The organism is Candidatus Poriferisocius sp. (assembly GCF_965219815.1).
Classification (GTDB): domain Bacteria; phylum Actinomycetota; class Acidimicrobiia; order Acidimicrobiales; family Bin134; genus Poriferisocius.
Genome location: NZ_OZ244791.1, coordinates 2,896,008 through 2,919,529, shown reverse-complemented (window position 1 = coordinate 2,919,529; position 23,522 = coordinate 2,896,008). Strand labels below are relative to the sequence as shown.

The 23,522-nt window shown below is 64.4% G+C and carries 20 protein-coding genes and 1 pseudogene; 7 read left to right on the top strand and 14 right to left on the bottom strand.

All coding sequences use genetic code 11. The features are described from left to right. Nucleotides 1-4 precede the first annotated feature (4 nt). The 3 genes and pseudogenes from ACOQPI_RS14025 to ACOQPI_RS14015 all read right to left on the bottom strand — a co-directional run bounded on the left by ACOQPI_RS14025 (nt 5) and on the right by ACOQPI_RS14015 (nt 2,929). Nucleotides 5-862, bottom strand: coding sequence for a bifunctional 5,10-methylenetetrahydrofolate dehydrogenase/5,10-methenyltetrahydrofolate cyclohydrolase (locus tag ACOQPI_RS14025; RefSeq protein ID WP_420620242.1), 858 nt, complete (start codon nt 860-862; stop codon nt 5-7). A gap of 93 nt (nt 863-955) precedes the next feature. After that, nucleotides 956-2,272, bottom strand: a complete 1,317-nt coding sequence (locus ACOQPI_RS14020) for a DUF222 domain-containing protein (protein WP_420620241.1) — start codon at nt 2,270-2,272, stop codon at nt 956-958. A gap of 99 nt (nt 2,273-2,371) precedes the next feature. Then, nucleotides 2,372-2,929, bottom strand: a pseudogene (locus ACOQPI_RS14015) (Uma2 family endonuclease). A 129-nt stretch (nt 2,930-3,058) separates the two neighbouring features. On the opposite strand from ACOQPI_RS14015, the gene ACOQPI_RS14010 reads away from it, so the two are divergent. The 3 genes from ACOQPI_RS14010 (at nt 3,059) to ACOQPI_RS14000 (ending at nt 4,237) form a co-directional block, all read left to right on the top strand. Beyond that, nucleotides 3,059-3,265, top strand: coding sequence for a hypothetical protein (locus ACOQPI_RS14010; RefSeq protein ID WP_420620240.1), 207 nt, complete (start codon nt 3,059-3,061; stop codon nt 3,263-3,265). Between the two features lie 234 nt (nt 3,266-3,499). Beyond that, nucleotides 3,500-3,811, top strand: a complete 312-nt coding sequence (locus tag ACOQPI_RS14005) for a hypothetical protein (RefSeq protein ID WP_420620239.1) — start codon at nt 3,500-3,502, stop codon at nt 3,809-3,811. A gap of 3 nt (nt 3,812-3,814) precedes the next feature. Next, on the top strand, nt 3,815-4,237 hold the full coding sequence (locus ACOQPI_RS14000) for a putative toxin-antitoxin system toxin component, PIN family (RefSeq protein WP_420620238.1): 423 nt from the start codon (nt 3,815-3,817) through the stop codon (nt 4,235-4,237). Nucleotides 4,238-4,387: 150 nt separating this feature from the next. On the opposite strand, the gene ACOQPI_RS13995 is transcribed toward ACOQPI_RS14000, so the two are convergent. The 7 genes from ACOQPI_RS13995 to ACOQPI_RS13965 all read right to left on the bottom strand — a co-directional run bounded on the left by ACOQPI_RS13995 (nt 4,388) and on the right by ACOQPI_RS13965 (nt 14,305). Next, nucleotides 4,388-4,789 carry an alpha/beta hydrolase gene (locus tag ACOQPI_RS13995; RefSeq protein ID WP_420621046.1) on the bottom strand — a complete coding sequence of 134 codons (402 nt, stop codon included), beginning with the start codon at nt 4,787-4,789 and terminating at the stop codon, nt 4,388-4,390. 22 nt (nt 4,790-4,811) lie between these two features. Then, nucleotides 4,812-6,275: a PQQ-binding-like beta-propeller repeat protein gene (locus ACOQPI_RS13990; RefSeq protein WP_420620237.1), complete on the bottom strand. Its 1,464-nt coding sequence runs from the start codon at nt 6,273-6,275 to the stop codon at nt 4,812-4,814. A 10-nt stretch (nt 6,276-6,285) separates the two neighbouring features. Next, nucleotides 6,286-7,125: a 2Fe-2S iron-sulfur cluster-binding protein gene (locus ACOQPI_RS13985; RefSeq protein WP_420620236.1), complete on the bottom strand. Its 840-nt coding sequence runs from the start codon at nt 7,123-7,125 to the stop codon at nt 6,286-6,288. Next, nucleotides 7,122-8,873: an NADH-ubiquinone oxidoreductase-F iron-sulfur binding region domain-containing protein gene (locus ACOQPI_RS13980; protein WP_420620235.1), complete on the bottom strand. Its 1,752-nt coding sequence runs from the start codon at nt 8,871-8,873 to the stop codon at nt 7,122-7,124. Before ACOQPI_RS13980 ends, ACOQPI_RS13985 begins: the two co-directional genes overlap by 4 nt. Then, complete coding sequence (locus ACOQPI_RS13975) at nt 8,866-10,794, bottom strand: molybdopterin oxidoreductase family protein (RefSeq protein WP_420620234.1); 1,929 nt, start codon at nt 10,792-10,794, stop codon at nt 8,866-8,868. The genes ACOQPI_RS13980 and ACOQPI_RS13975 overlap by 8 nt, the downstream gene beginning before the upstream one ends. A 71-nt stretch (nt 10,795-10,865) precedes the next feature. Further along, nucleotides 10,866-12,563 carry a formate--tetrahydrofolate ligase gene (locus ACOQPI_RS13970; protein WP_420620233.1) on the bottom strand — a complete coding sequence of 566 codons (1,698 nt, stop codon included), beginning with the start codon at nt 12,561-12,563 and terminating at the stop codon, nt 10,866-10,868. A 62-nt stretch (nt 12,564-12,625) separates the two neighbouring features. Then, nucleotides 12,626-14,305 carry a hypothetical protein gene (locus ACOQPI_RS13965; protein WP_420620232.1) on the bottom strand — a complete coding sequence of 560 codons (1,680 nt, stop codon included), beginning with the start codon at nt 14,303-14,305 and terminating at the stop codon, nt 12,626-12,628. An 88-nt stretch (nt 14,306-14,393) separates the two neighbouring features. Here ACOQPI_RS13965 and xylA point away from each other — a divergent pair, with 88 nt between their 5' ends. The 4 genes from xylA to ACOQPI_RS13945 are packed head-to-tail and all read left to right on the top strand — an operon-like array spanning nt 14,394 to nt 18,395. Continuing rightward, nucleotides 14,394-15,731, top strand: coding sequence for a xylose isomerase (gene xylA / locus ACOQPI_RS13960; RefSeq protein WP_420620231.1), 1,338 nt, complete (start codon nt 14,394-14,396; stop codon nt 15,729-15,731). Continuing rightward, entirely contained in the window at nt 15,731-17,209 is a 1,479-nt protein-coding gene (gene xylB, locus ACOQPI_RS13955) for a xylulokinase (protein WP_420620230.1), read from the top strand. The genes xylA and xylB overlap by 1 nt, the downstream gene beginning before the upstream one ends. A gap of 28 nt (nt 17,210-17,237) precedes the next feature. Then, entirely contained in the window at nt 17,238-17,693 is a 456-nt protein-coding gene (locus ACOQPI_RS13950; RefSeq protein ID WP_420620229.1) for a glycine/sarcosine/betaine reductase selenoprotein B family protein, read from the top strand. Between the two features lie 18 nt (nt 17,694-17,711). Further along, nucleotides 17,712-18,395, top strand: coding sequence for a hypothetical protein (locus ACOQPI_RS13945; RefSeq protein WP_420620228.1), 684 nt, complete (start codon nt 17,712-17,714; stop codon nt 18,393-18,395). A gap of 4 nt (nt 18,396-18,399) precedes the next feature. Here ACOQPI_RS13945 and ACOQPI_RS13940 read toward each other — a convergent pair whose 3' ends face one another. The 4 genes from ACOQPI_RS13940 to ACOQPI_RS13925 form a co-directional block, all read right to left on the bottom strand. Further along, the gene (locus tag ACOQPI_RS13940) at nt 18,400-19,560 is read right to left on the bottom strand and encodes an amidohydrolase family protein (protein WP_420620227.1); all 1,161 of its coding nucleotides are present in this window, start codon (nt 19,558-19,560) and stop codon (nt 18,400-18,402) included. A gap of 130 nt (nt 19,561-19,690) precedes the next feature. Beyond that, entirely contained in the window at nt 19,691-21,661 is a 1,971-nt protein-coding gene (locus ACOQPI_RS13935; protein WP_420620226.1) for a hypothetical protein, read from the bottom strand. Then, nucleotides 21,658-22,173, bottom strand: a complete 516-nt coding sequence (locus ACOQPI_RS13930) for a SigE family RNA polymerase sigma factor (RefSeq protein ID WP_420620225.1) — start codon at nt 22,171-22,173, stop codon at nt 21,658-21,660. The genes ACOQPI_RS13935 and ACOQPI_RS13930 overlap by 4 nt, the downstream gene beginning before the upstream one ends. 132 nt (nt 22,174-22,305) lie before the next feature. Then, nucleotides 22,306-23,511, bottom strand: a complete 1,206-nt coding sequence (locus tag ACOQPI_RS13925) for an amidohydrolase family protein (protein ID WP_420620224.1) — start codon at nt 23,509-23,511, stop codon at nt 22,306-22,308. Nucleotides 23,512-23,522: the final 11 nt, after the last annotated feature.

Here is a 23,522-nt window from a genome sequence, read left to right as displayed (position 1 = left end):
CCTCTCAGCCCACAGCCCGTTCAGCAGCGGCCACGGTGTTTGCCATCAGCATGGTACGGGTCATCGGCCCCACCCCGCCGATTCGAGGCGACAGCCAGCCCGCCACCTCGGCCACATCGTCGTCCACATCCGACACCAGCTTGCCGTCGGCAAAGCTCACCCCGGCGGCCACCACCACAGCACCGGGCTTCACCATGTCGGCCTTCACCATGCGAGGCGCCCCCGCCGCGGCGATGAGGATGTCGGCATCGCGGGTATAGCGGGAGATGTCGCCCGCCCCGGTATGCACAACGGTGACCGCGGCATTGGCGTTTGGCCGCTTCAGCGACAACAAATTGGCCAGCGGCCGCCCGATAGTGAGCCCTCGGCCGATGATCACCACATGCTGGCCGGCGATGGGAATGTCGTAACGCTCCAACATGAGTTGAATGCCACGCGGTGTGCAGGCCAGCGGAGCATCCACCCCCTGCACCAGCCGCCCCAAATTCACCGGGTGGAGCCCATCGGCGTCCTTCTCCGGCAACACCCGCAACAATGCGGTCTCGTAGTCCAGTTGGTCGGGAAACGGGTACTGCATGATGTAGGCATCCACCGCCGGATCGGCGTTGAAGTCGTCCACCACGGCGTCTACTTCGGCCTGGGTGGCATCAGCAGGCAGATGCACCTCCCGAGAGCCCATCCCCAGCTCCTCGCTGTCACGGTGCTTCATGGCCACGTAATTGGCCGAGGGCCCGTCGTCCCCCACCAGCAGCGTGCCCAATCCCGGGGTTACCCCCTTCTCAGCCAGCGCAGCAATCCGCTCCCGCAAGCCTTCCTTGATCTCAGCCGACAGCATTTCGCCGTCCAATTTGATAGCAGTCATCGCCCGGAATTCTCGCTCATACATGGGACTGGCACAATGACCAACTCAGCCGTTGGCACTTGGCAGTCTCAGAAGATGGCTTGGCATTGAGAGCTATGCAGCCAAAGACCGGGTTGGGCCTCTTGGTAAGACCCCGTCAGACCTGCGCTTGGGCGGTCTGAGTCGATGCTCTCCGGCGGGGTCCATGATCACCGCGTAGCCGTGTTTGTGGACTTTCTTGTGGCACTTGGGGCATAACAGCACCAGATTGGTGATATCGGTGGGTCCGTCGTCGTCCCACCAGATGATGTGGTGGGCGTCGCAGGCGCTGGCTCTCATGCCGCATCCGACGCATTGCTTGTCGCGGGCGATCAGGGCCAGCTTTTGGGCGGCGGTGGCGGCTCGCTGTTTTCTTCCCATGTAGAGCGGCTGGCCATCGGCGGCGAAAATGGCGGGCACGATGCCAGCGTCGCAGGCGATGTGGCGGAGGTCGTCGATGTCGATGGTGGTGCCGTCGATGACCCCGGCGTTCTTGAGCTGGCCGCTCAATGTGTCGTAGTCGACGGAGACGATCAGCGTCGTGGCCTGGGGGGCAAGGTCACCCCCCGAACCGTTGGCGTCGTCGTTAGCAACACCGGTTTCAGGTGTGTCGATGTCGGGTTTTGTCTCTGATTCGCCACCGGCCCTGTCTGCTCGGGATGGTCGTTGGGTGATGAGCGCGACCAGGGCATCGGCGTTGCGCTGCTCATGAGTACGGTCGCTCCCAGATCTGGCATCTTCGCGGAAGAGGCGATCGCTCAGATCAAAGAGCGCTGTCTTGACCCGCTCCCCGGCGATGCGATCGAACTCGGCGTGCAGAACGACCATGTCGTCATCGCCGTCAAACACTTTGCCGCTGCGCCGCTCCCGCTGGCGCTCATGGCGGGTCAACCCGTCGTCGGCCCGTCGCTGGTCTTCGCTGCGGGCCACAGTCTTTTTGAACTCATCGAGGTCCTCAGAAATGGCCACGACGACCAACTCCAACTCCTCGTCCTTGGACAGCGGTGCCCGCAGATGCGACTCGCCCATCACTCGGGCGTGATCAATCGAAATCCACCCCTGCTTGGCAGCCTCCAACGTGTCGGGCAACGCCTTGAGAGCACTTGAGGTCTTGGCCTGTTGACGGGCCTTGTGGCGACCGAGCCCAAACTGACGGCACAGTTCCTCAACCGCGTCCTGCCCCTCCAGATCCCCAAACCGGCCCAGCAGCGCGGCCAAATACCCATCCAGCTGCCGCCGAGCACTGTCAGCCTGAAGGATCAACTTGACCACTTCACCCGACCCCAGCCCATCAAATTCAGCCAGCTGGACGTCCACAATGGCGCGGCCGCCGCCTGGTGGCTCGCTTCTATCTTTTGTGGTATTTCCCCTGGTGAGGATACCTAAATCCATACCTCCAGTCTACCGATACCAGTGACAATATCCCTTGTATCTGCTTTGAATTTATGAACAATTACTGGAAAGCAAGAAAATTGCTCTCGCTCTATGGCTTTAGGCGAACACGGCACTGACGGGGCAGGTGAAGCCGGGGAGGACGTGGAGGCCGTTGAAGGAGTCGTCCTCTTGCAGGGTCGTGGCGTTCGCGCCGGGGCGGTACACATCGATGGTTTGGGTGTTGGGGAGGACTATCCAGACCAGCGGGGCTCCGTGGCCGAGCCACATCTGCGCTCGGTCGCGGGCCCAGCGGCGGGTGTCGCTGGGCGAGACGATTTCTACGACCAAGTCGGGAACGACTTCGGCTTAGCCGTCGATCTCTGCGTCCAGTGGGATCTTCTCTGCTGAGGTGAATGCCACGTCGGGCTCCCGCACAATGTCGGAGTCGCGCCCCAGCCACACGCCCGAATCGGAAGCCACTAGCGTGCCCAGCTTCCTGGGCTTCACGACGTTGCCCAGCTCCATGACGTCGTTCACTGCGATCTTGCCATGTCGGTGTCCTGAGGGCATCGTCTCGTGAAGCACGCCCCGCACCAGCTCGGCGCGCACGCCTTCGGAGCTCAACAGCAGCAGTTCGTCAGCGGTCAGCAGCCTCGTGTTGGCCAATCCAGTCATTGCCTTAAACGTAGCTCCAGCCGAAGCGTCGCTTGATGCAGATGTTGCCCGGGGTTATGTCGTGTTTCTCGAAGAGGTGCACTTGGTCTCGCGGTGGGGGAGCACAACCTCTGGGATACGCTGACGCCGATGGCAACGGTTCACGATTTCGGCGAGCAGCCTCCATCCCAGATTGTCTCTGCAAGGAGGGCACAGCAGACCGGCACTGGCTTCGTCGAAGCGCCCGTTCCCGGTCTCGATGCCGCCACTCGCGAGGCATTTGCGCAACTTGGAGAGGAGTATTTTGAGTTGTGCGAGCGGCTCTTCCCCCAGGGTTCAGACTTCAGTCTGACCTGATTCTCCATCTGGGACTGGGTCAGCACGCGGCTCCTAGACGTAGTTCTGGTAGAAGCGGCCTTTCATGTCGAGGTTGACCCGGGTGACGGCGTGGTCGTCGGGGGGAGATGCACCATGGATCTGCTGGGCCGCACGGACAAAGGCATGGGGCCTAGAGCCATCGCAGGTCTTAAAACAGGCTGAGAGTCCAAGAGGTTGTTGGCTTAGTGAGCATGTCAGGTTATCCTGACACATATGGGCGTGATCGCTGCTGATGCACTGCCGGCTGACCCCTTGGAGGCGCTGCGGGAGCTTGCTCGCAGTGAGCCAGAATTGGAGCGGTTGCGCCGAGACAAGGTTTTAGCGGCTCGTGCTGCCGGAGCCACTTGGGAGCAGGTGGGCAATGCGCTCGGAGTGAGCCGCCAGTCGGCTTGGGAGTACTTCACTGCTCGAATTCGGGAAGAACTGGCGGAGAACGCCAACGCCAACGCCGAGTTGTCAGAGGTCGAGGCGATGCAGATGGCAGTAGACGAGGTGCGATCGGTTCGACGGCGCAGACGGCACTAACCGGTGAAGGTGGTGCTGGACGCGAACGTCTTTGTTTCGGCGGCAATCGCAAGAGGTTCCTCCCATCGCATCGTCCAGGCTTGGCTCGCGGACTGTGCCTACGAGGTGATCGTGTGCCCCGAAATCCTGGTCGAGGTGCAAGCTGTCTTGATAGAGCGGCCGCGAATGCGGAAGTGGATCGACGTTGCAACAGCCGAGATGTTCATTGAAACACTCAGCGCAGCATCGGAGCTGGTAGCAGATCCGGAACTGGTTCTTCCGGTCACACGGGATCGAGATGATGACTACCTCATCAGTCTCGCCCGTTCCCACAAGGCGGACTACATAGTTTCCGGTGATCGCGATCTGCTTGATTGGGGCGAGCAAAGCCCACCGGTCATAGCTCCTGCGGCGTTTGAATTACTGCTCGACACCAGCCTGACCTGAGTTCCCACCCAAAGACTGGAACAGCACCTAGTTCCTACACGTAGTTCCAGTCGAAGCGGCATTCGATGCAGAGGTTGCCTCGGATTACGTCATCGGCAATGGGAGAGGAGCACTTGACAGTGACGTAACAGGACCTGGCTGTCGCCGCCCCTAATTCTGCGGCTCGCAGACGACCCGGCGCTCATCGGGGTACACCACTTCGATTAGCGCTCGGTGAATGTGATCGTTGACGCAGCGGTTGTGGGGGTAGACGACGTGAGCGATGTGCGTGGTTTCCACAAGATAGTCGTTGGTGAGCGTCTCGGTAACGAGTTCTTCGGACTCCCCGAAGGAAGTGGCCGGGGCAGAGTGGTTACCGATCACCAGGATGGGCACGTCTCGACCATTGAGGGGGCCTTGAAGGGGATCAGAGGCAAATTGGTCGTAGAACGGACAGGGACTGGGGAACGAGGGGTCGATCAGGGCTAGCAGCGGGAACCGCTCTTCGGTAACGGCTTCGATGGCCGCGGCGTCGGCCAGCAATATGTCGCGGTCCAACTCCGGGTGAGGCACCAATGTCGGGATACTCAGACGGCTATCTCACAAAGCCGCGGAGCAGGCCGTTGACGGGGTTGATGTCGTACCTGGAGCCCGAGGGGGAGTTGCCGATCTTGATTGAGGAGTCGCGCACGGAGAGGATACGACCCGGTGGCTTGACCCCTGTCCACTGGATCTGGCCGGTTGTGGCGTCTAGCCGAACGATTTGCTCTTCTTCTCGGAGAGCGGCGACGAGAAACGAACCGCTGTCTTGTGAGATCACCAATGAGTCAGAGGCATACCCCTCAGAGGTGGAGTTGAGTTCTGTTCGCCACAGCAGATCGCCGGTCTCGGTGTCGAAGGCGGAAACCGACACGCGGCCGGCATCTGCCCAGGCCGCGGGGACATCTCTTAGGAATATTCGGCCGTCGGAAACGATGGGGATATCCCAAGACCAATCAGTTCCCTCGCGGCCGGTGGCAGTCCACTGCGTTGCCCCCAGAGCATCCAGGCGGGCCAACCCTGGAGGGGATGGGTCGCCCTCATTCAGGTACTCATAGGTAATTAGCCAGTCGCCCTCTTCGGTCGCGGTCGCGCTGGTGACTCTGGCGTACCTCCCAAAGCTGGCCCGCCATCGCTCCTCCCCGTTGGCGGTATCGATGGCGATGACAGAGTCTTTCCAGAGTGCGGCCAGGGCAGTGTCGTCCGACGCGGCCAAGAGGTCCATCGAATCATCGACCGGCCGCCACCAGACACGGTTGCCGCTCTCAGCGTCAAATGCGGACAAGTCGCCTTGGTCGAACCTCGGAGAGAACAAGACAAGATCGCCGACTTGAAGTGGCCCAAGGGTGGAGCGAGGGTCGGACAGATGCAGCTTCAGGTCCGATCCCACCTCCATCAGCCGCATGTCAATTAATCTGAGGTCGCCTGGAAGCCTGGAATCGCCAAAGAAGAGCACGGCCGACAGCGGCAGATCGATGTGGGGTTCGCAGAGGACAACTATCGACATATCGGGGACCTTCAGGTGTTGGTTGACCTCATTTGAATAAGCAGAGTCGTAACCGCGGTTGGCGCACGATTCGAAGTACACCGATACAGCGATGCCGCCCACAACGAACTGGGTCGAATCCCAGAGAGACACCTCCGCGTCGTTGCTGATGCCCGGAAGGCGCATGAACAACTTGGTGCCGTCGCCGAGCGTGACGTTGATGCGGCCGACCGGGATCTCGTCTTCGTCAAACTCACTCGATTCGCCACTGCCAGGCGGCTGAGCGACAACAGTGGGGGTTGCGGCAATTGGCGCGCTCGGAGTGGGGGTTGGGGCGACGGGAGCTTCGGTGTCCGGCGACGCAGGCGGCGGATCGGGAGAATCAGTGAGCCAGATGGCCAAGGCAACCAACCCGGCGCCGACCACCAGGAGGAGTGCAACCGCGGTAGCCCAGATCAGGACTCTCTGACTGCGGCCTCCGCCTAGCTCAGCCTCTTGTTGTGGAGACTCAAATTCCCAGTCTCCGGGCTGCATGCCTACACCATTACACGTAGTTCCAGCCGAAGCGGCCTTTTATGCAGAGGTTTCCTTTTGTTACGTCGTGGTCGTCGGGGGAGGTGCATTTGACGATTTGGTTGTCTTGGACGTGGAGTTCGAGGTTGCAGCCGACGCCGCAGTAGGAGCACACGGTTTGGGTGACGGTTTGGTCTTCGGGGCGCCAGTCGTCGGCCTGGCGGAGATCGAACTCAGTTTTGAACTGGAGGGCGTTGGTGGGGCACACGGCCACGCAGTTGCCGCAGTAGACGCAGGCCGAGTCGGGCAGGGTCACGTCGAACTCGGTGGAGATGCGGGCGCCGAAGCCCCGGCCGGCCACGGAGATGGCGTAGGTGTGCTGGGCATCGTCGCCGCAGGCCTCAACGCAGCGGTAGCACAGCACGCACTTGTCGTAGTCGCGGATGTAGAGGTTGTCCTGCACCCGTACCGGCTCGTTCATGGTCTCGCCGCCGGGCACGTAGCGGTCGGGGTCGGCCCCGTAGTGCTCGGCCCACTGGCCCAGCTCATCGGCTTGGGACACGTCGACCCCGGTGGCCAGGAACTCCAGCACCATCTTGCGGCTGTGGCGCACCCGCTCGCTGTCGGTGTGGACCACCATGCCCTCCTCGGCGGGGCGTGAGCAGGAGGGGACCAGGGCCCGGCTGCCGTCGAGCTCCACCACGCACACCCGGCATACGTTGACCGGGGTTAGGGTGGGGCCGTAGCAGATGGTGGGGGTATCCACGCCGGCGGCATCGCAGGCATCCAGGATGGTCGCTCCTTCGGGCACGGCCACCTCTTGGTCGTCGACCCGGATGGTCACCTCAGTCTCGGTGGCGACGCTGGTCACGAGCTATTTCCTATCAGGCCCAGCGCCAGAGCGGAGCGCACCGCGGAGGCGGCGGTGTGGCCCAGGCCGCAGATGGAGGCGTCCACCATGGCTAGGGCCATGTCGTCGATGAGCTCGGCTCGTTGGGGTGCCAGAGGCTGGCTAGAGCCTTGCAACTCCACCAGCACTTCGTGCTGGCGCTGGGTGCCCACCCGACAGGGCACGCACTGGCCGCACGACTCGTCGCGGAAGAACTCGGCAATGCGCACCACTACCGCCGTCATGTCAGCCGCGTCGTCGAACACCATCACCACACCCGACCCCAGGGTGGCTCCCGCTTCACGGGTGTCCTCGAGAGTGAGGGGCATGTCGAGGGCGTCTGGACCGACGAACACTCCGGCGGCGCCGCCCAGCAGCACCGCGGCCAACTGGCCAGTCGCCCCTCCGGCCAAGTCGAGCAATTCGCCCAGGGTGGTACCGAACGGCACTTCATAGAGTCCGGGAACCCCTACCCGCCCCGACAGGCAGAACAGCCGAGTGCCGGGGGAGCGCTCGGTGCCCACCGAGCGGTAGGCGTCGGGGCCGTCGACCACGGTGTCGAGCACGTTGATGAGGGTTTCGGGGTTGTTGATGGCGGTGGGCTGGGAGAATAGGCCTTGGGTTGTGGGGAAGGGGGGCTTGTTGCGGGGCTCGCCCCGGAAGCCCTCGATGGAGTTGAACAGTGCCGTCTCCTCACCGCAGATGTAGGCCCCCGCACCCCGGCGCAGATCGATGTCGAAGCGCTGTCCACTGCCAGCCACGTCGTCGCCCAGCAACCTCGCGGCCCGGGCTTGGGCAATGGCACCCTCCAGCCGGGCGGTGGCCCGGGGGTACTCGCCCCGGATGTAGATCCAGCCGTGGGGCGCCCCGGTGGCCAGACCGGCGATGGTCATCGACTCGATGACTGCGAACGGGTCGTGCTCGCACACGATGCGGTCCTTGAAGGTACCTGGCTCCGACTCGTCGCAGTTGGCTACCACGTGCTTGTCCGGGCCAGGCTCATCGGCCACGGCCCGCCACTTAATGCCGGTGGGGAAGGCCGCCCCGCCCCGGCCTGACAGTCCTGAGTCGGAGATGGCGGTGATGACCGCGTCCGGTCCCATCTCGATGGCTCGGGCCAGAGCCTGGTATCCCCCGTGACTGCGATAGGAGTCCAGGGAGGTGGGATCGACCACACCCACCCGGCGCAGCACCCGCAGCCCGGGGTCGCCGGCTTGGGGCAGCTGGAAGTCCTCATCGTCGTCGGCCGGCACCTGATCGGGCCGCCCAACACCCTGGACGAACAGGGCCGGGGCCCGTTCGCACTGGCCGAGACAGGGGCTGGCATGGACCCTGGCCCCGTCGGCTTCTAGTGATGCTTGTAGGTCGTCGTTTCCGGCCATGGCGCACGCTGGGTCGACGCACACATGGACGACATCGTCGCGGTGGCCGGGGTCGGTGGTGCGGAGCAGCTCGTAGAACGTGGCGACGCCATAGGCATCGGCGGGGGGAACTCCGAGCCGCTCGGCTGCCCCGTTCAAACCCCCGGGGCTGATCCAGCCGATCTCGTGCTGAAGCGAGTGCAGCACCGGCAACAGCAGGTGGCGCAGGCCGTGGCGCCGGCTGCGGCCGCCGCGAACGACCCGCTCGGTTTCGACGATGGTGGCGGCGTCTGCTGGGGGGACGATGGCGTCGATGGCCGCCCGTTCGGCTTCGGTGGGCTGGTCGTCGCCGAAATGAAGATCAGCCAACGGAGGCGCCTGCGGTCGCGGCGGTCTGATGAGTAGCGATCCGCTCTACCCGGACGGCTGCCGCTTTGAACTCGGCAGTGCCGGATTTGGGATCCCAGTCGGGGTTGGTGAGAACGTTCACGTCGATCAGCTCGGGATGGTGAAGGGTGGTGAAGGCCAGCCCTCGCGGCAGGCTTGACACCACCCGGGCGTTCATCTCCACCGAGCCCCGAGGGGAGCAGACCCGCACCTGGTCGCCGTCGGCGATACCGAGATCAGCAGCATCGTGAGCGTTCAAATCCAGGCCAGCAAACCGCAACGGTGAATCGTATTTTCCGCTCTGCACCCCGGTGTTGTAGGAGTCCAGTGCCCGTCCGGTGGTGAGCCGCAGGGGAAACTCCTCGCTCAATTCTTCGGTGGGCCCCTCGTGCTCCAGCGCCGAGAACGGGGCTGGTTCGCGGCCTTCGAGGTCGTCGGCCCACAGCCAGCCGTGGAGGAAAGCGCTGCCAGGGTGGTCCTCGTCGGGACACGGCCATTGCAGGCCGCCGGCAGCCTCCAGTCGCTCCCAGGCCATGCCCCCGTGCATCGCCGACAGCGAGCGCACTTCATCCCACGCGGCCTCAGGGTCGCGGGGACCGAGTTCAGCACCCATGGCCTCGGCCATGTCGCACAAGATGTCGATGTCGTGGCGGGCTTGGCCAGGAGGTGAAACCGCAGGCCGAACCCGCTGCACTCGCCGCTCGCTGGAGGTGACGGTGCCGTCGCTCTCGGCCCAGGCAACCGAGGCGGGCAGCACCACGTCGGCCATCTCCGCAGTGCGGGTCATCAAAATGTCCTGCACCACCAGTATGTCCAAGCTCTCGAGCTGGGCCCGGGCGTGGAGCACATCAGCCTCGGAATCAGCCGGATTCTCGCCGATCACATACAGCGCCCGAAGGTCGCCCCGCTCCATGGCTTCGAACATGAGAGTCAGGTGCAATCCGGGAACCGGGTTGAGCTCCCGACCGTAGGCAGTTTCGAAGCGGGCCCGATGGTCAGGGTCGTCCACGCCGGCGAATCCGGGGAACTTGTTGGGGATAGCCCCCATGTCGCCGCCGCCCTGCACGTTGTTCTGGCCCCGCAGCGGCACCAGGCCCGACCCCCAACGCCCCACGTGGCCGGTGAGCAGGGCTAGATTGCACAGAGACAGAACGTTGTCGACCGCGTTGTGGTGCTCGGTGATACCCAGGGTCCAGAGGATCTGGGCCTTGTCGGCAGTGGCGTAGGCGTGGGCCATCTCCACCACCACCTCGGCGGGAATGCCGCAGATGGCAGCCACTGCCTCGGGGGTGAACGGCTCCACCGAGGCGGCGTAGGCCTCGAATCCCTGGGTGGAGTGGGCGATGAAGTCTTGGTTGGCCAGACCGGCGTGGATGATCTCTCGGCCGATCCCGTTGGCCAAGGCGATGTCGGTGCCCACGTCAATGCCCACCCACACGTCAGAAAATTGGGCCGAGGAGGTGTAGCGGGGGTCCACGCAGTACATGCGGGCACCGTTGTCGATGCCCTTGAGAACATGGTGGAAGAAGATGGGGTGGGCCTCGCGGGCATTGGATCCCCACAAGAAGATCACGTCGGTTTCCTCAACCTCCTGGTAGGAGCACGTGCCCCCTCCCGCTCCGAACACTGTCGCCAGACCGACGACCGAGGGAGCGTGTCAAGTTCGGTTGCAGGAGTCGATGTTGTTGGATCCCACCACCGTGCGGATGAACTTCTGGGCGATGTAGTTCATCTCGTTGGTGGCCTTGGAGCAGCTGAACATCCCGAACGCCTGCGGCCCATGCTCAGACAGCACCTGGTTGAATCCAGTCGCAGCCCGCGAAAGAGCCTCTTCCCACGTCGCTTCTCGCAGGCTCCCGTTGTCCCGCACCATCGGCACGGTCAAACGTTCCCGCCTCGCCATTTGCACCCCTTTCCCCCAGAGACACCCTGAGGTTGCTCAAGCCTATCGGCCCGGTACGGCCTCGACCGCCGTTAGCTGAGGCCGACGATTTCGCCGTTTTCGTCTAGGTCGATACCCATGGCGGCGGGTTGGCGGCCGAGGCCGGGCATGGTGCGCATGTCGCCGCAGATGGGGTAGACGAAGCCGGCGCCCACCGAGGCCCGCGCCTCCCGCACCGGCAGGGTCCAGCCGGTCGGGGCTCCTTTGAGGGAGGGGTCGGATGAGATCGACAGGTGTGTCTTGGCGATGCACACCGGGAGGTGGCCGAAGCCGGCGGACTCGTAGGTGTCGAGCTGGCGGTTGGCCGTGGCTGAGTACTCCACGTCGTCGGCGCCGTACACGGTGGTGGCGACTGCGGCGATCTTGTCCTTGAGAGACAAGTCGTCCTCGTACAGCACCTTGAACGAGCTGGGCTCCTCGCAGGCCTCGGCCACCGCCTCGGCCAGCTCGGCTGCCCCCGCGCCGCCGTCGGAGAAGTGGGTGGTGATCGCGCAGCGGGCGCCGTACTCATCGGCGATCTCGGCGATGGCGGCCAGATCGGCGTCGTGGTCGCCGGGGAAGGCGTTGATTGCCACCACCGGGGTCACGCCGTGGGCCTTCATGTTGGAGAGCTGCTTGCGGAGGTTGTCGCCTCCGGCGTGTACCTCGTCGGGGTTTTCGGCCAGCAGCGCCTCGGGCAGAGGACGCCCGGCCACGATCCGGTGGTTGCCAGAGTGGGCCTTGAGCCCACGAACGGTGGCCACCATCACCGCAGCGTCGGGGTCGATACCCGAGTAGCGGCATTTGATGTTGAAGAACCGCTCGGCACCCATGTCGGCACCGAACCCGGCCTCCGTCACCAAGAAGTCGCCGGTGCGGATGGCGATGCGGTCGGCCACGATCGAGGAGTTGCCGGTTGCGATGTTGCCGAACGGCCCGGTGTGCACCAGGGCGGGGCCGCCCTCCAGGGTCTGCATCAGGTTGGGCTTGAGGGCGTCCTTCAACAGCACGGCCATGGCCCCGGCGGCCTTCAGGTCCTCGGCGGTCACCGGGTCGCCCGCTTTGGTGTAGCCCACCACGATCCGGCCCAGCCGGGCCCGCAAGTCCGACAGCGACGTGGCTAGCGCCAAGGTGGCCATCACCTCGGACGCGGCGGTGATGTCGAAGCCTGATTCCCGGGGGACTCCGTCGAGCCGCCCGCCCAGGCCGATCACCACGTTGCGCAAGGCCCGGTCGTTGATGTCCACCACCCTGCGCCAGGTGATGTTGTGCAGATCGAGGCCCGATTCGTTGCCGTGGTAGATGTGGGCGTCGAGCATGGCCGAGCACATGTTGTGGGCCGCGGTCACCGCGTGCATATCGCCGGTGAGGTGGAGGTTGAACAGCTCCATGGGCACCACCTGGCTGTAGCCGCCGCCGGCCGCGCCGCCCTTGATGCCGAACGTCGGCCCCAGCGAAGGCTGGCGGATGGCGATGGTGGCCCGCTTGCCGATATGGCCGAACCCCTGGCCCAGCCCCACCGTGGTGGTGGTCTTGCCCTCGCCCAGCGGTGTGGGAGTGATGGCGGTGACCACCACATAGCGGGCCCGAGGCCGGTCGGCCAGCGCCTCGATGGCGTCCAGGCTGATCTTGGCCGCCCCCGCCCCGTAGGGCTCCAGCATCTCGACCGGGATGCCGGCTTCTTCAGCAATGTCGGTCAGCGGACGGAGATTCGCCCCGCGGGCAATCTCGAGATCAGAAGGAAAAGACATGGACCCGCCTCTCATGCTCGTTGCTCGTTGTCAACCCCGACAGCGTAGGCGCGATCGCGGTGCTACGGCACTTGGGCGATAAACCATCGTATCGATGAGTAGTAAGGGGGAGAGTCGTCCATCTGTTGCACTCGAGCGAGCACGGACCCATCGCCGACGGCAAGCTCGACCATCGCGTCGTTGGCCTCGGATGGATCGATCGGAAATGCATCGGCGGTAGTTTGCCACCCCCACTCGACACCGTCGGTCGACCACGCCAGCCATTGCTGGTGTTCAGCGCCATCAACATCCAACCCGGTAATCAACCACAATGGGAAAGTGGGGAGCAGTTCTCTGCGAGTGAACGACACCAATCGGTCACCGGTTTGCTGATCTTCAAACACCAGCACGACCGCGTCCATGTCAGCGTTGTCGTGCCCTGGATAGGTGAACTCGCAAACAGCTTCCTCATCCGGGCCCATGCCCTGCGCCCAGAGAACTTCACGCTGGCACTCATAGACCGCGACGTCTGCCGACAGATCCCAAAGGGTGAAGCCTCCCTCGGGCTCGTTGAGCCGTAGTTCGTAGCCGCCTTTGGCAATTCGCTTGTTTGGGAGGGTGAAGAGGTCGGTGCCGGGACTGGTCATCGCGTTCACGACGAAGCCTGCCGGCCCTGCGGCTACCCGGAACGGGATCAAGTTATCGAAAGCCACCTCGGTGGTCAGAGTCCCCTCACGATCGAATCGGTGCAGGCCGTACCCGGCACCCAGCCAGACCGTCGTCCACAGAGATCCGTCGGGGCCAAGCGCCTTGAAGGTGAAGAGGACAGCAGCCGACTCGCTCTCACTCCAAATGCGGCCATCGGGGGAAGTGAGCGTCGAAAGCCGACCTCGCTCCTGATCGGTTCCACCCTCAACGTAGAGTTGGAGATGGAAGCCAGCAGGAGTGCTGTAGCTCGCACCGGTGACGCCGTGGTGGACCCAGCCGCCATATTCGGCAACAAGTTCAAAATCTCCGCCGTCGCTGGCGTAGATCAGAGATCGACCGCGTTCGTCCTGACCATCGACTTGGCCAGACGCCGGTTCTTCGTTCTGGACTTCTTCGACTGTTACCACGACCATGTTGTCTCCCGATGCCAAAGCGGTTCTGATCAGCCGAATCCCTCTAGGGCCAGTTGCCTCTCCGGAGCCCCCTGAAGACCTGGAGGTGAAGTCGATCCCCAGTTCAGTCCAATTGGCACCTTCGTCATCGGAATAGAAGATCCGTTCACGGGGGACTACCACCGAACCGGTTTCGTCCACGCCCCACTCATCAACCCCGTCCAACGCCTGGATATCATCCAGGCCCGCCACCAGCCAGCGTGGTCCTGAGAAATCGACGGCCAAGGGAAGGAATCCCTCCGGCATGGGCACCGGAGTCCAGTCTGAGCCATTCACGGTTATCAGAAATTGGAGGCTGTTGTCGTTTAGGTCGAAGAGCCTGAAAAGGGTTCGCCCGTCACCCAGTGATTGGAGAAGCCCAAAAGCCTCGGTCTCGTCGAAGCCCGGGTCGAACTCGGTCCATTCAAGCACCGGCCCCGTAGAGGCGATCTCTGGTCCGGTGACGTGGACCTCGTTGTCCGGTCCGCTGCGGTCCAACAGCTGCCAAGTGCCGAAACCGGCGGCGAGTAGGGCGAGTGCCGCGATGGGGGCTAATGACTTCCAGCGACTATGTCGGACCTTGGCCGGGCTATCGGCCTGGCCCTCATCCGGGGATACATCCACATCGAGAACGTACCTGCCTTAAGCCGACATGGGTGGGCGGTCCTTAAAATCGGCTCATAGCAAGAGCACGCTATGACGGAGGCTCACCATGACTGATTTCTTCGACACTGTTCCCGAGCCGGTGGCGCATGCCGGAAGTCGCGCGGGTCTCGGCCAGTTGGCTTACCGGGTGTACGACCCCGATCGGGTGGTGATGGGGCGGCGCATGGAGGACCACCTCAGGATTGCGGTGTGCTACTGGCACAGTTTCAACTGGCCGGGAAGCGACATCTTCGGGCACGGCACGTTCGACCGCCCCTGGCTGGAGCCCGACCAAGACCCGATGGCCGCCGCCCGGGCCAAGCAGGATGCCGCCTTCGAGTTCTTCGAGAAGCTGGGCACGCCGTTCTACTGCTTCCACGACGTAGACATGGCCCCAGAGGGGGAGTCCCTGGGTGAGAGCCGGGCCAACTTGGATGCCATGGTGGAGCGGGCAGCCGCCAAGATGGAGGCCACCGGCGTGCGGCTGCTGTGGGGCACGGCCAACCTGTTCTCCCACCCCCGCTACGCCGCCGGGGCGGCCACCAACCCTGACCCGGATGTGTTCACTCACGCTGCGGCCCAAGTGCGACACATGCTCGAGGCCACTCACCGCCTCGACGGGGCCAACTACGTGCTGTGGGGCGGGCGCGAGGGCTACGAGACACTGCTCAACACCCGTCTGCGCCAAGAGGCCGACCAACTCGCCCGCTTCTTGACCCTGGTGGCCGAGCACAAGCACAAGATCGGCTTCACCGGCACGCTGCTCATCGAGCCAAAGCCCCAGGAGCCCACCAAACACCAGTACGACTACGACTGCGCCTCGGTTCACGGTTTCTTAGACCGCTACGGCCTCGTCGATGAGTTCAAGGTGAACATCGAGGTGAACCACGCCACCTTGTCGGGCCACTCCTTCCACCATGAGGTGGCCTATGCGGTGGACAACGGCATCTTCGGCAGCGTGGACGCCAACCGGGGCGATCCTCAGAACGGGTGGGACACCGACCAGTTCCCCAACTCGGTGGACGAACTGTCCTTGGCTCTCTACGAGATCTTACGAGGCGGGGGGTTCACCACCGGCGGGTTCAACTTCGACACCAAGCTCCGGCGCCAGAGCATGGCCCGAGACGACCTGTTCTGGGGTCACATCGGCGGCATCGACACGCTGGCCCGCTCCCTGCTGGTGGCCGAAGCCATGCTGGCCGACGGCGCCATCGAGCAGGCCCGGTCCGACCGCTACGGCAAATGGGACTCGGGTCTGGGCGCGGAAATCATGAAGGGCGAGGTGGACCTGGCCGCGTTGGGCGATCAAGCGGTGGCCGACGGGCTCGACCCCCAGCCGGTGTCAGGGCGTCAGGAGCGGTTGGAGAATGAAGTAAACCGCATCATCTGGTCCACGCCGAACTGATGGCAAACCGCGCGCTGGTGGCCGGGGTGGACTCCTCCACCCAGTCCACCAAGGTCGAATTGCGAGAAATCGACTCGGGTCGGCTGGTGGACCGGACCAGCGCCCCACACACCCACGCATGCTGGGAACCACCAGTGAGCGAGCAGGAACCGGGAACCTGGTGGGAGGCGCTGACGGCCTGCTTTGCCCAACTCACCGATGCCAACAGGTCCAACGTGGCAGCAATGAGTGTGGCCGGACAGCAGCACGGACTGGTGCTGGTAGACGAGGATGGAACGGTCTTGCGCCCGGCCAAACTGTGGAACGACACGACTTCCGCACCGCAGGCCCGAGATCTGGTGGCTCGTCACAGCGCAGAGCAGTGGGCCGAGCGCTGCGGGTCGGTGCCGCTGGCATCTTTCACCATCGCCAAGCTGGCCTGGGTATTGGAACACGAGCCCGAGCTGGGCGACCGGATCGCTCAGATCATGCTGCCCCACGACTGGATCACCTGGAGGCTGACCGGCGCCCATGTCACCGACCGTGGTGACGCCTCGGGCACCGGGTGGTTCGATCCCGCCAGAAACGAACTGGCTGATGATCTCTTGGGATTAGCGGTGGGTGACCCGGATAACTGGCTGACACGCCTGCCCCGAGTGCTGGCCCCCGACACCGCTGCTGGGGCGATCACCCCGGACGCGGCCGCCGCACTGGGACTGCCCGAGTCGGTTTTGGTCGGCCCCGGCACCGGCGACAACATGGGGGCGGCCCTCGGACTGGGGTTGAAGCCAGGCGACGCGGTTATCTCCCTGGGCACCTCTGGAACGGCCTACTCGGTGTCCCGCACACCGACCAGCGACCCGTCGGGAGCAGTGGCCGGATTCGCCGACGCTGCCGGCGGCTTCCTGCCCCTGGTGTGTACTCTCAACGCCACCCGGGTCACCGACACGGTGGCCCAATGGCTCGGGGTGGACGCTGCTGGCCTGGCCGAGCTGGCTTTGGCTGCGCCCAGCGGCCCGAACCCCCCGATTCTGGTGCCCTACTTCGATGGGGAGCGCACCCCCGATTTGCCAGACGCCACCGGACTAGTTGCCGGACTGCGAAACGACACCACCCGCGAGGAGTTGGCTCTGGCCGCCCATGATGGGGTGCTTTGCGGGTTGTTCGATGGTCTCGACGCTCTGCGGGCCGCCGGGGTGGACGTAGGCGGCACGTTGCACCTCATCGGAGGCGGGGCTCGCTCGAAGGCCTACCGACTGAGAGCCGCCACCCTTCACGGCGAGTCGGTCACCGTGCCCGACGACGATGAAACCGTGGCGGTGGGAGCGGCGGTGCAGGCCGCGGCAGTTGCCACTAACCGCCACCCGGCTGAGGTTGCCGCCGAATGGCCGCTGGGGAGGGGAGAGCAGGTGGAACCTCCTTCCGGTATCGCAGGCGATGAGGTCAGAGCCCGGTACGCGGAGCTGCGCCAGAGATCGTTCCCACTTCAATCCGATTGATAAAGCCGGGCTGTGGGAGAGTAGGCCCATGTCCAGTGACCAAGTGATGCGCGACATGATGGCCAACTTGCCCGTGCCAGAATTCGAGTCCACACCGTGGGCGTCGCCGCCGCCGCTCAGCGAGGCCACGGTGGCCATTGTGACCAGTGCTGGATTGCACCGGGCTGATCAGGAACGCTTCGAGGGTCGTGGGGATACCAGCTATCGGATGCTCGACCGGGGTGACCGGGAGCTGATCTTGGGCCATTGGAGCTCGAACTTCGACCGGGCTGCGTATGTGTCCGATCACAACGTGGTGTATCCCATCGACCGGTTGGAGGAATTGGCCGTTGACGGAACCATCGGGGCAGTGGCACCCCGGCATGTGGCTTTCGCCGGCAACCAGCCCGACACGGTTTCAGAGGTGCGTCTTGATACCGGACCCGCTGCGGCGGCTGAGCTGCGGGCCGACGGGGTGGATATAGCCATCTTGACCCCAGTTTGACCGCTGTGCACGCGCACCGTGTGTGTGCTGGCCCACGTGCTGGAAGACGCCGGGATCGCCGCCGTGGTGCTGGCGTCGATGCGACCGGTGGCTGAGCGAATGAACGTTCCCAGGGTGCTTTACTGCGAGTTTCCCCTGGGCCGCCCGTTGGGCATGCCCGACAACGCCCAATTCCAACACCGCGTGCTTGCCGCAGCATTCGACTTGCTCAACGCCCCCTCTGGCCCAGTGCTAGTGGACTATCCCGAAGTAGTGGAAGCGGTAGAGACGCCTCTGGCCTGTGCGCTGCCACCCCGCTACGACCCTGATATCGCGCCGTCTATCGATGAGGCCCAGGGTCTGCGGGCCGCCTACGACCGGGCGGTGGTTCGGCGGGGCGCAACCGAGGTGGGCCGTGCTGTCGATGCCGACGGCGTGGCCGCAGCACTGGCCGATCTCGAGCGGGTGGCGGCCGGAGAACACTGGAAAGAGGTGTACGGGCCCCGGTTGGACACCATCGCGATCGCCCACGACATCCGGGCCTACTACCAGGAGGCCGCCCTGGAGTTGGCCGGCGGCCCGCCCCCGGGGGCACGGCAGGCCGAAGCCTGGTTCTACGAGGAGACTGAGGCGGGCAAGACCTTGGCTGCCGCCCGCGACGCCCTCACCGAGCAAGAGGCCCCCAGCGGCATCACTTTCTACATGCAGCCCGTGGGGCGCTGAGTTCTCAGCCCACCGCGGGCAGCGGATCGCCGATACGGGCGAAACACTCGGCGCTGGTCGCTCCCATGAACGCGGTCCTCACCCCGTCGTCGAGACCATCAAGCGCTGGCTGGTACAGCTCGATCGGGTCGGCGTTGCCCTCCTGGTGGGGGTAGTCGGAGGAGAACACCACCATGTCGGGCAGCGCGGCCAGCACGTCGAGGGCGTCGGTGTCGCCGAAGCCGGGCAGGGGAGTGAGCCTCAGGTTGCGGTGCAGCATCTCCTCACCGCTGACCGGCCACGGCCAATCGCCCAAAGACGGCGATGACAGGCACTGGCGCGACAGCGTGGCCACATACCAGGGCAGCCACCCGGCGCGCATCTCCTCCACCAGCACGGTGAGGTTGGGGAACCGGTGGAACACCCCGCCGAACAGCATGCTGGCGATGAGGTTCTGAGCGGCATGGAGCCGCTGGGTGTTGGCCAGACGGATCAGCCCGCCGATGCTGGCCCCGCCGGGCAGGTCCCAGCCGATGTCGGCCCACTTCGAGAAGTCCGACTCGGTGTTGCCCACGTGTATCACCGCCACCATGCCCAAGGAGGTGGCCGCCGCCCACACCTTGTCCCAGTCGGGATGACCGGGCGGGCCTCCTGCGGGAGCGCCCCGGCAGGTGTAGAGGAAGAACGCCCGGGCCCCCCGCTCCCGGCACCGCTCCAACTCAGTCACCGCATCGTCCAAGTCTGAGAAGTCGATAGTGGCCACCGAGTGGAGCCGGTCGCGCTGGTCCCAAAGCTGTTCGGTGAGGAAGTCGTTGCACCTCTGGGCGGCGATGACCCGATCGTCGGGCCGCAGGTAGTCGAGCTTCTGCCAGTAACCGCCAGGGTTTACCAGGCAGTGGTCGATGCCCACCGAGTCCATCCAAGCCACCCGCTCGGCCGCAGTGGAGTCATGGCGGGGGTGGAGTATGACCGGTCCGCCCGAGTTATTGGCCCGCTCGAACAGCTTGGGCAGGAGTTCCGCTGGGCTTGGCAGGCGATCGGCGGGAAGAACCTGGAGCAGGTCGCCAGCGATGGCGTTAGCCAGATGCGTCCGATTGTCGGGAATCTGATCCGTCCACGGCTTCATGGGGTCGACCTCGGCCGAGTCTCCCGTGATCTCCCAGTGGGTATCCACATCGATGATCATGCGCCGAGTCTAAGTGGCGGCCAGCCAGCGGGGCTTGCGAGTGGTGCTGTGGGCGGTTGGTGCGGAGGGGACGCACCAACCGCCTACAGCAGTTCCACCGTCCTGTTTGAGGTGGAGGACGAGTTCGTCGTCACTGCAAGGTGGCGATGAACCAGCGGGTGGGTTCGCCGGTGACCATGAGGCTGTCGTCGCCGGGGGTATCTGAGGGATCGACTTGGTTGGGCTGGACACGGGCGATCACGAAGTCGCGGCCCACGGCCAGTTCCACGTTGGTGAGCTCTTTCTCAACATCGGAAAGGCCAGTCAGGCCAAAGGCTTCGGAAAGGGTCTGCCACACCCAGTTGGTGCCGTCGGCCGACCATCCCACCCACGCTTCAACCCGCTGGGGTCTGATGTCTGGGGCGGCCAAGAAGCTCTCAGGGTTCGCCCAAGGTTCCAGTTCTTCCCTGGTGAACGACACAAGGTGTTCGCCGGTCTCCGGATCCTCAAAGACCAGCAGTTCGGGAGTGCCGTCGCCGCCCTCCACGACCTGGATGCCCTCAGGGAGCATGTTGCTCTGCTCGCCCTCGGCATCGAACACGTAGACGGCTGCGTCCTCGGTCAAGTCCCACAGGGTGAATCCGCCCTCGGGTTCGGCGTAGCGCAGTTCGTAACCGTCTTTGGCGACCCGCAAGTCCAACTCGAGGTCAGCGTCGGGGAAGCTTCCGGGCACCGCCACCATGGCAATGCCCGAAGGGCCGACCGAGAAACGATTCACATGGGCAATGCCTTCCGGAAGCTCAGCCGCCAGGGGGGTGGTGTACACGCCATTGAGACGCTCGACTCGGTACTCGGCTGCTGCTCCACCCGATGTCCAGACCGTCTCATTGGTCGACCCGTAGTAGTTGGAGAGGCGGTCGACGGGAGATCCATCACCAGTGGACAAAGGAGATTGGCTCCATTGGCGGCCATCTGGGGAGGTGAGTTCCAACGCCCCCCCGTCGGCCAGCATCAAAAGGTGGAAGCCATTGGTCGCGCCGTAACCGGCAACATCCCAGCCCGAATACTCGGCCACGAGTTCCGCAGGTCCTCCGTTGCTGTGGAAGATGCGGACAAAGCTCCGATCGCCTCCGTAGAGGAAATCCTCCTCCTCGGCGGTCAGCTCAAACGACTCGGGCGGCGACGATTCGTCTCGGGTGAAGCTGACCGTGTTGCCTTCCACGCCCGTCCAGCCCTTTATCGACTCTTTGTCGGGCACCAGGCCACGAGCCACGATTACCGCGGCGATGTCAACGTGGACGCGGCTCTCGACCGCCAGCACCATGTTCTGCCCGGACACCGCTGCGGCTTCGACACGGGAGGTCTCGTCGGGGTCAACAATGTCGAGGGCTAGATCAGTCCACGTGGTTCCTCGGTCGTCAGAGAAGAACGCGTGGGTCTCGAAGCTGGTTTCGTTGAATCTCGAACCAGTTACCAGCCAGCGATCCCCAGCTATGTCGAATCTCTCGGGTGTGAAGTCTGCTGGCATGGGAATCACCGTCCAGTCGCGGCCGTTCTCAGTCACCATGACCTGGTTGCCGTCGGGGCCGTAGGCCTGGGCCAGCATCCGACCGTCACCTACAGACAAAATGTGGTGGGCGTCGGGCAAGCCCGCACCGAAAACCTGGGCTGGCTGGAACTCTGTCCAGGCGACCGCTGGGATGGTGGACAGGCTCTCCGGCGTTTTGGGTTCGGAGCCAACCTCAGGATCAGTCTGGGGCGCGTCTTCTGGCTCATTCGGAGTTTCCGAGGCTGGTGCCGGGGTCGGTTCTGCACTCGGCTCGGGCACAGGGGAGGCAGTGGGATCATCGACCACGATGACCTGGGTTGGTTGATCATCCTCCAAGGCGTTCCAGGCGGTGATTCCGCCCGCTATCAGGGCAACCGAAGCGGCGATGCCCACAACGGCCATCCGTGTGTTGCGGGCCTTGGCCCGGGCGGCGGCCCGCTCGGCGATCGATGACACCGGTGGCCGGGCAGCCGGGGCATCGACACGTCCTCGGATGGCGGAGCCCAAGGCCTCGCCGAGGGCCTGATTGTCGGCGGTAGTCGGGTTCTCAGGGTTGCGGCGCTCGTCGCTCATTGATCCACCACCTTTCGCAGTTCGGCCAATCCTCGGGAGGTGGCGCTTTTCACCGTGCCCGGCCGCACCCCCATGGCCTGGGCGATCTCTTTTTCGGTCATATCGGCGTAGAACTTCAAGACAAGGACGGTCTTCTGACGGGGTGAGAGCTGGTCGAGGGCATCCAGCAGGTAGTCCTGATCCTCAGGCTGGGGGGGAATGAACGGCCGAAGGCCAATCCGCCGCCTTACTTCTCGCTTCCTCAGCTCACTGCGGGCGCCGTTTACCACCGCGGTACGCAGGTAGCCGCCGGGGTGGTCGAGCCGGCTCCAGCGCTCGTACACCCTGGCAAAGGCGTCTTGGACGATCTCTTCTGCGATTTCCTGCACATCCACCAACCCTCGGGCGAGGCGCACCATCGGCCCGTATTCGTCTCGGTACAGGTCGTCGAAGCTCGTCAGCCGCGGAATTTCGCCAGTTGTCGTGGGCCCATGCCAAATCGGCTGGCTGCCCTCTGAAACTCCCGAAGCCATCCAAGGGATAGTCTTCATCACTTGGCAACGACGCCCAGTGATGGTCTTTGGTTCCCTCTGGCTCTCTTGGGCTTGCCGAAGGACGCGTGTGGATCAGGCCAATGCGGCTAGCTCTGTTGTCGACCAGCCCTGTCAGGCCGCGACGGCGTTTTTGAGCAGAGCCTCGTTGGGCTCGTCAGGGAGTTCGTCGAGGGGAACGGCGATCTCGTCGTGGGTCGGGCCATGCTGGGCGGCTAGCGGGGCCAGGGCGTCGAGGTCGAACCCGTACAGGTCGGCGGCGTTGCCGGCCAGAATCTGCTGGAGCTCCACCGGGTCGGTGTCGCAGAACACCTGGCGCAGGTGCTCGCGGGTATAGGGCCCGGTGCCCTCGTTGTGGGGGTAGTCGGACCCCCACATCACCTTGTGCGTTCCCAGCACCTCGCGGGCGGCGGCGTCGTCGTGGCCGGGCTGGCTGATGCCCACCCAGCAGTTCTGCTGAAAGTACTCGGTGGCGCTCTTGGGCAGGATGTGGCTCTCGTCGTAGCGCATCTCGCCCATGCGGCCGGTGTCGCGGATCTTGGCCAGGGTCTCGTCCATGTGCGCCAGAGCCCCCAACAGCCAGGCGCAGCCTTGCTCGGTCATCACGAATTTGAGCCTGGGGAAGCGCTCGAACACCCCCGACAGCAAAAGCTGGTAGAAGGGCCGGTGGGAGTAGAAGCTCACCTCGGTGATGAACAGCAGGTCGGCCACCGAGTACTTGCCGTAGTTGGGCACGCCGGTGCCGCCGTGGCTGTTCACGATCACGCCGAGGTCTTCACAGGCGGCCCAGAACGGGTCGTACGCCGGGTCGTACAGGGGGGAGAGGTCTTTGCAGTCGGGCGGGATGGCGGAAATGAGTACACCACCACGCAGGTTGTTGGCCGCGATGAACTCCACGTCTTTGATGGCCTCGTCCACATCGTTCAAGAAGGTCTGGCCGATCCCGGCCCGCTGGTCGGGGTACTGAGCGCACCAGTCGGCCAGCCAGCGGTTGTGGGCCCGGATGCCGGCCAGGCGGTGCTCAAGCTGATCGGCTCGGGGCGGGCGGGCGAACAAGATGAAGCTGGGGAAGAAAGGGGGCACGGTATTGGGGAACACCACCTCGCCCACCTGTCCGTCGGCGTACAGGTCGCCCAGACGGCGCTCGTTGTCCCAGTTGCGCACCCGGCCCCCGTCTTGGAGGTCGCGGAACGGATTGCGGTACTTCTCCCGCCAGGCGTCGAAATCGTCGTGGTACTTCGACTCGAGAAATCCGCGGTAGGTCTCGTGGTTGGCGCCGGCATGGCAGTCAGCCGAGATGATGGTGTAGCGGTCGCTCATTGCACTAGTTT

Bases quoted from the DNA above. Each gene is read 5' to 3' on its own strand.
- ACOQPI_RS14025 (WP_420620242.1), bottom strand. From the start codon at position 862: ATGACTGCTATCAAATTGGACGGCGAAATGCTGTCGGCTGAGATCAAG.
- ACOQPI_RS14020 (WP_420620241.1), bottom strand. From the start codon at position 2,272: ATGGATTTAGGTATCCTCACCAGGGGAAATACCACAAAAGATAGAAGC.
- ACOQPI_RS14010 (WP_420620240.1), top strand. From the start codon at position 3,059: ATGGCAACGGTTCACGATTTCGGCGAGCAGCCTCCATCCCAGATTGTC.
- ACOQPI_RS14005 (WP_420620239.1), top strand. From the start codon at position 3,500: ATGGGCGTGATCGCTGCTGATGCACTGCCGGCTGACCCCTTGGAGGCG.
- ACOQPI_RS13990 (WP_420620237.1), bottom strand. From the start codon at position 6,275: ATGCAGCCCGGAGACTGGGAATTTGAGTCTCCACAACAAGAGGCTGAG.
- ACOQPI_RS13970 (WP_420620233.1), bottom strand. From the start codon at position 12,563: ATGTCTTTTCCTTCTGATCTCGAGATTGCCCGCGGGGCGAATCTCCGT.
- xylA (WP_420620231.1), top strand. From the start codon at position 14,394: ATGACTGATTTCTTCGACACTGTTCCCGAGCCGGTGGCGCATGCCGGA.
- xylB (WP_420620230.1), top strand. From the start codon at position 15,731: ATGGCAAACCGCGCGCTGGTGGCCGGGGTGGACTCCTCCACCCAGTCC.
- ACOQPI_RS13950 (WP_420620229.1), top strand. From the start codon at position 17,238: ATGTCCAGTGACCAAGTGATGCGCGACATGATGGCCAACTTGCCCGTG.
- ACOQPI_RS13940 (WP_420620227.1), bottom strand. From the start codon at position 19,560: ATGATCATCGATGTGGATACCCACTGGGAGATCACGGGAGACTCGGCC.
- ACOQPI_RS13935 (WP_420620226.1), bottom strand. From the start codon at position 21,661: ATGAGCGACGAGCGCCGCAACCCTGAGAACCCGACTACCGCCGACAAT.
- ACOQPI_RS13930 (WP_420620225.1), bottom strand. From the start codon at position 22,173: ATGGCTTCGGGAGTTTCAGAGGGCAGCCAGCCGATTTGGCATGGGCCC.
- ACOQPI_RS13925 (WP_420620224.1), bottom strand. From the start codon at position 23,511: ATGAGCGACCGCTACACCATCATCTCGGCTGACTGCCATGCCGGCGCC.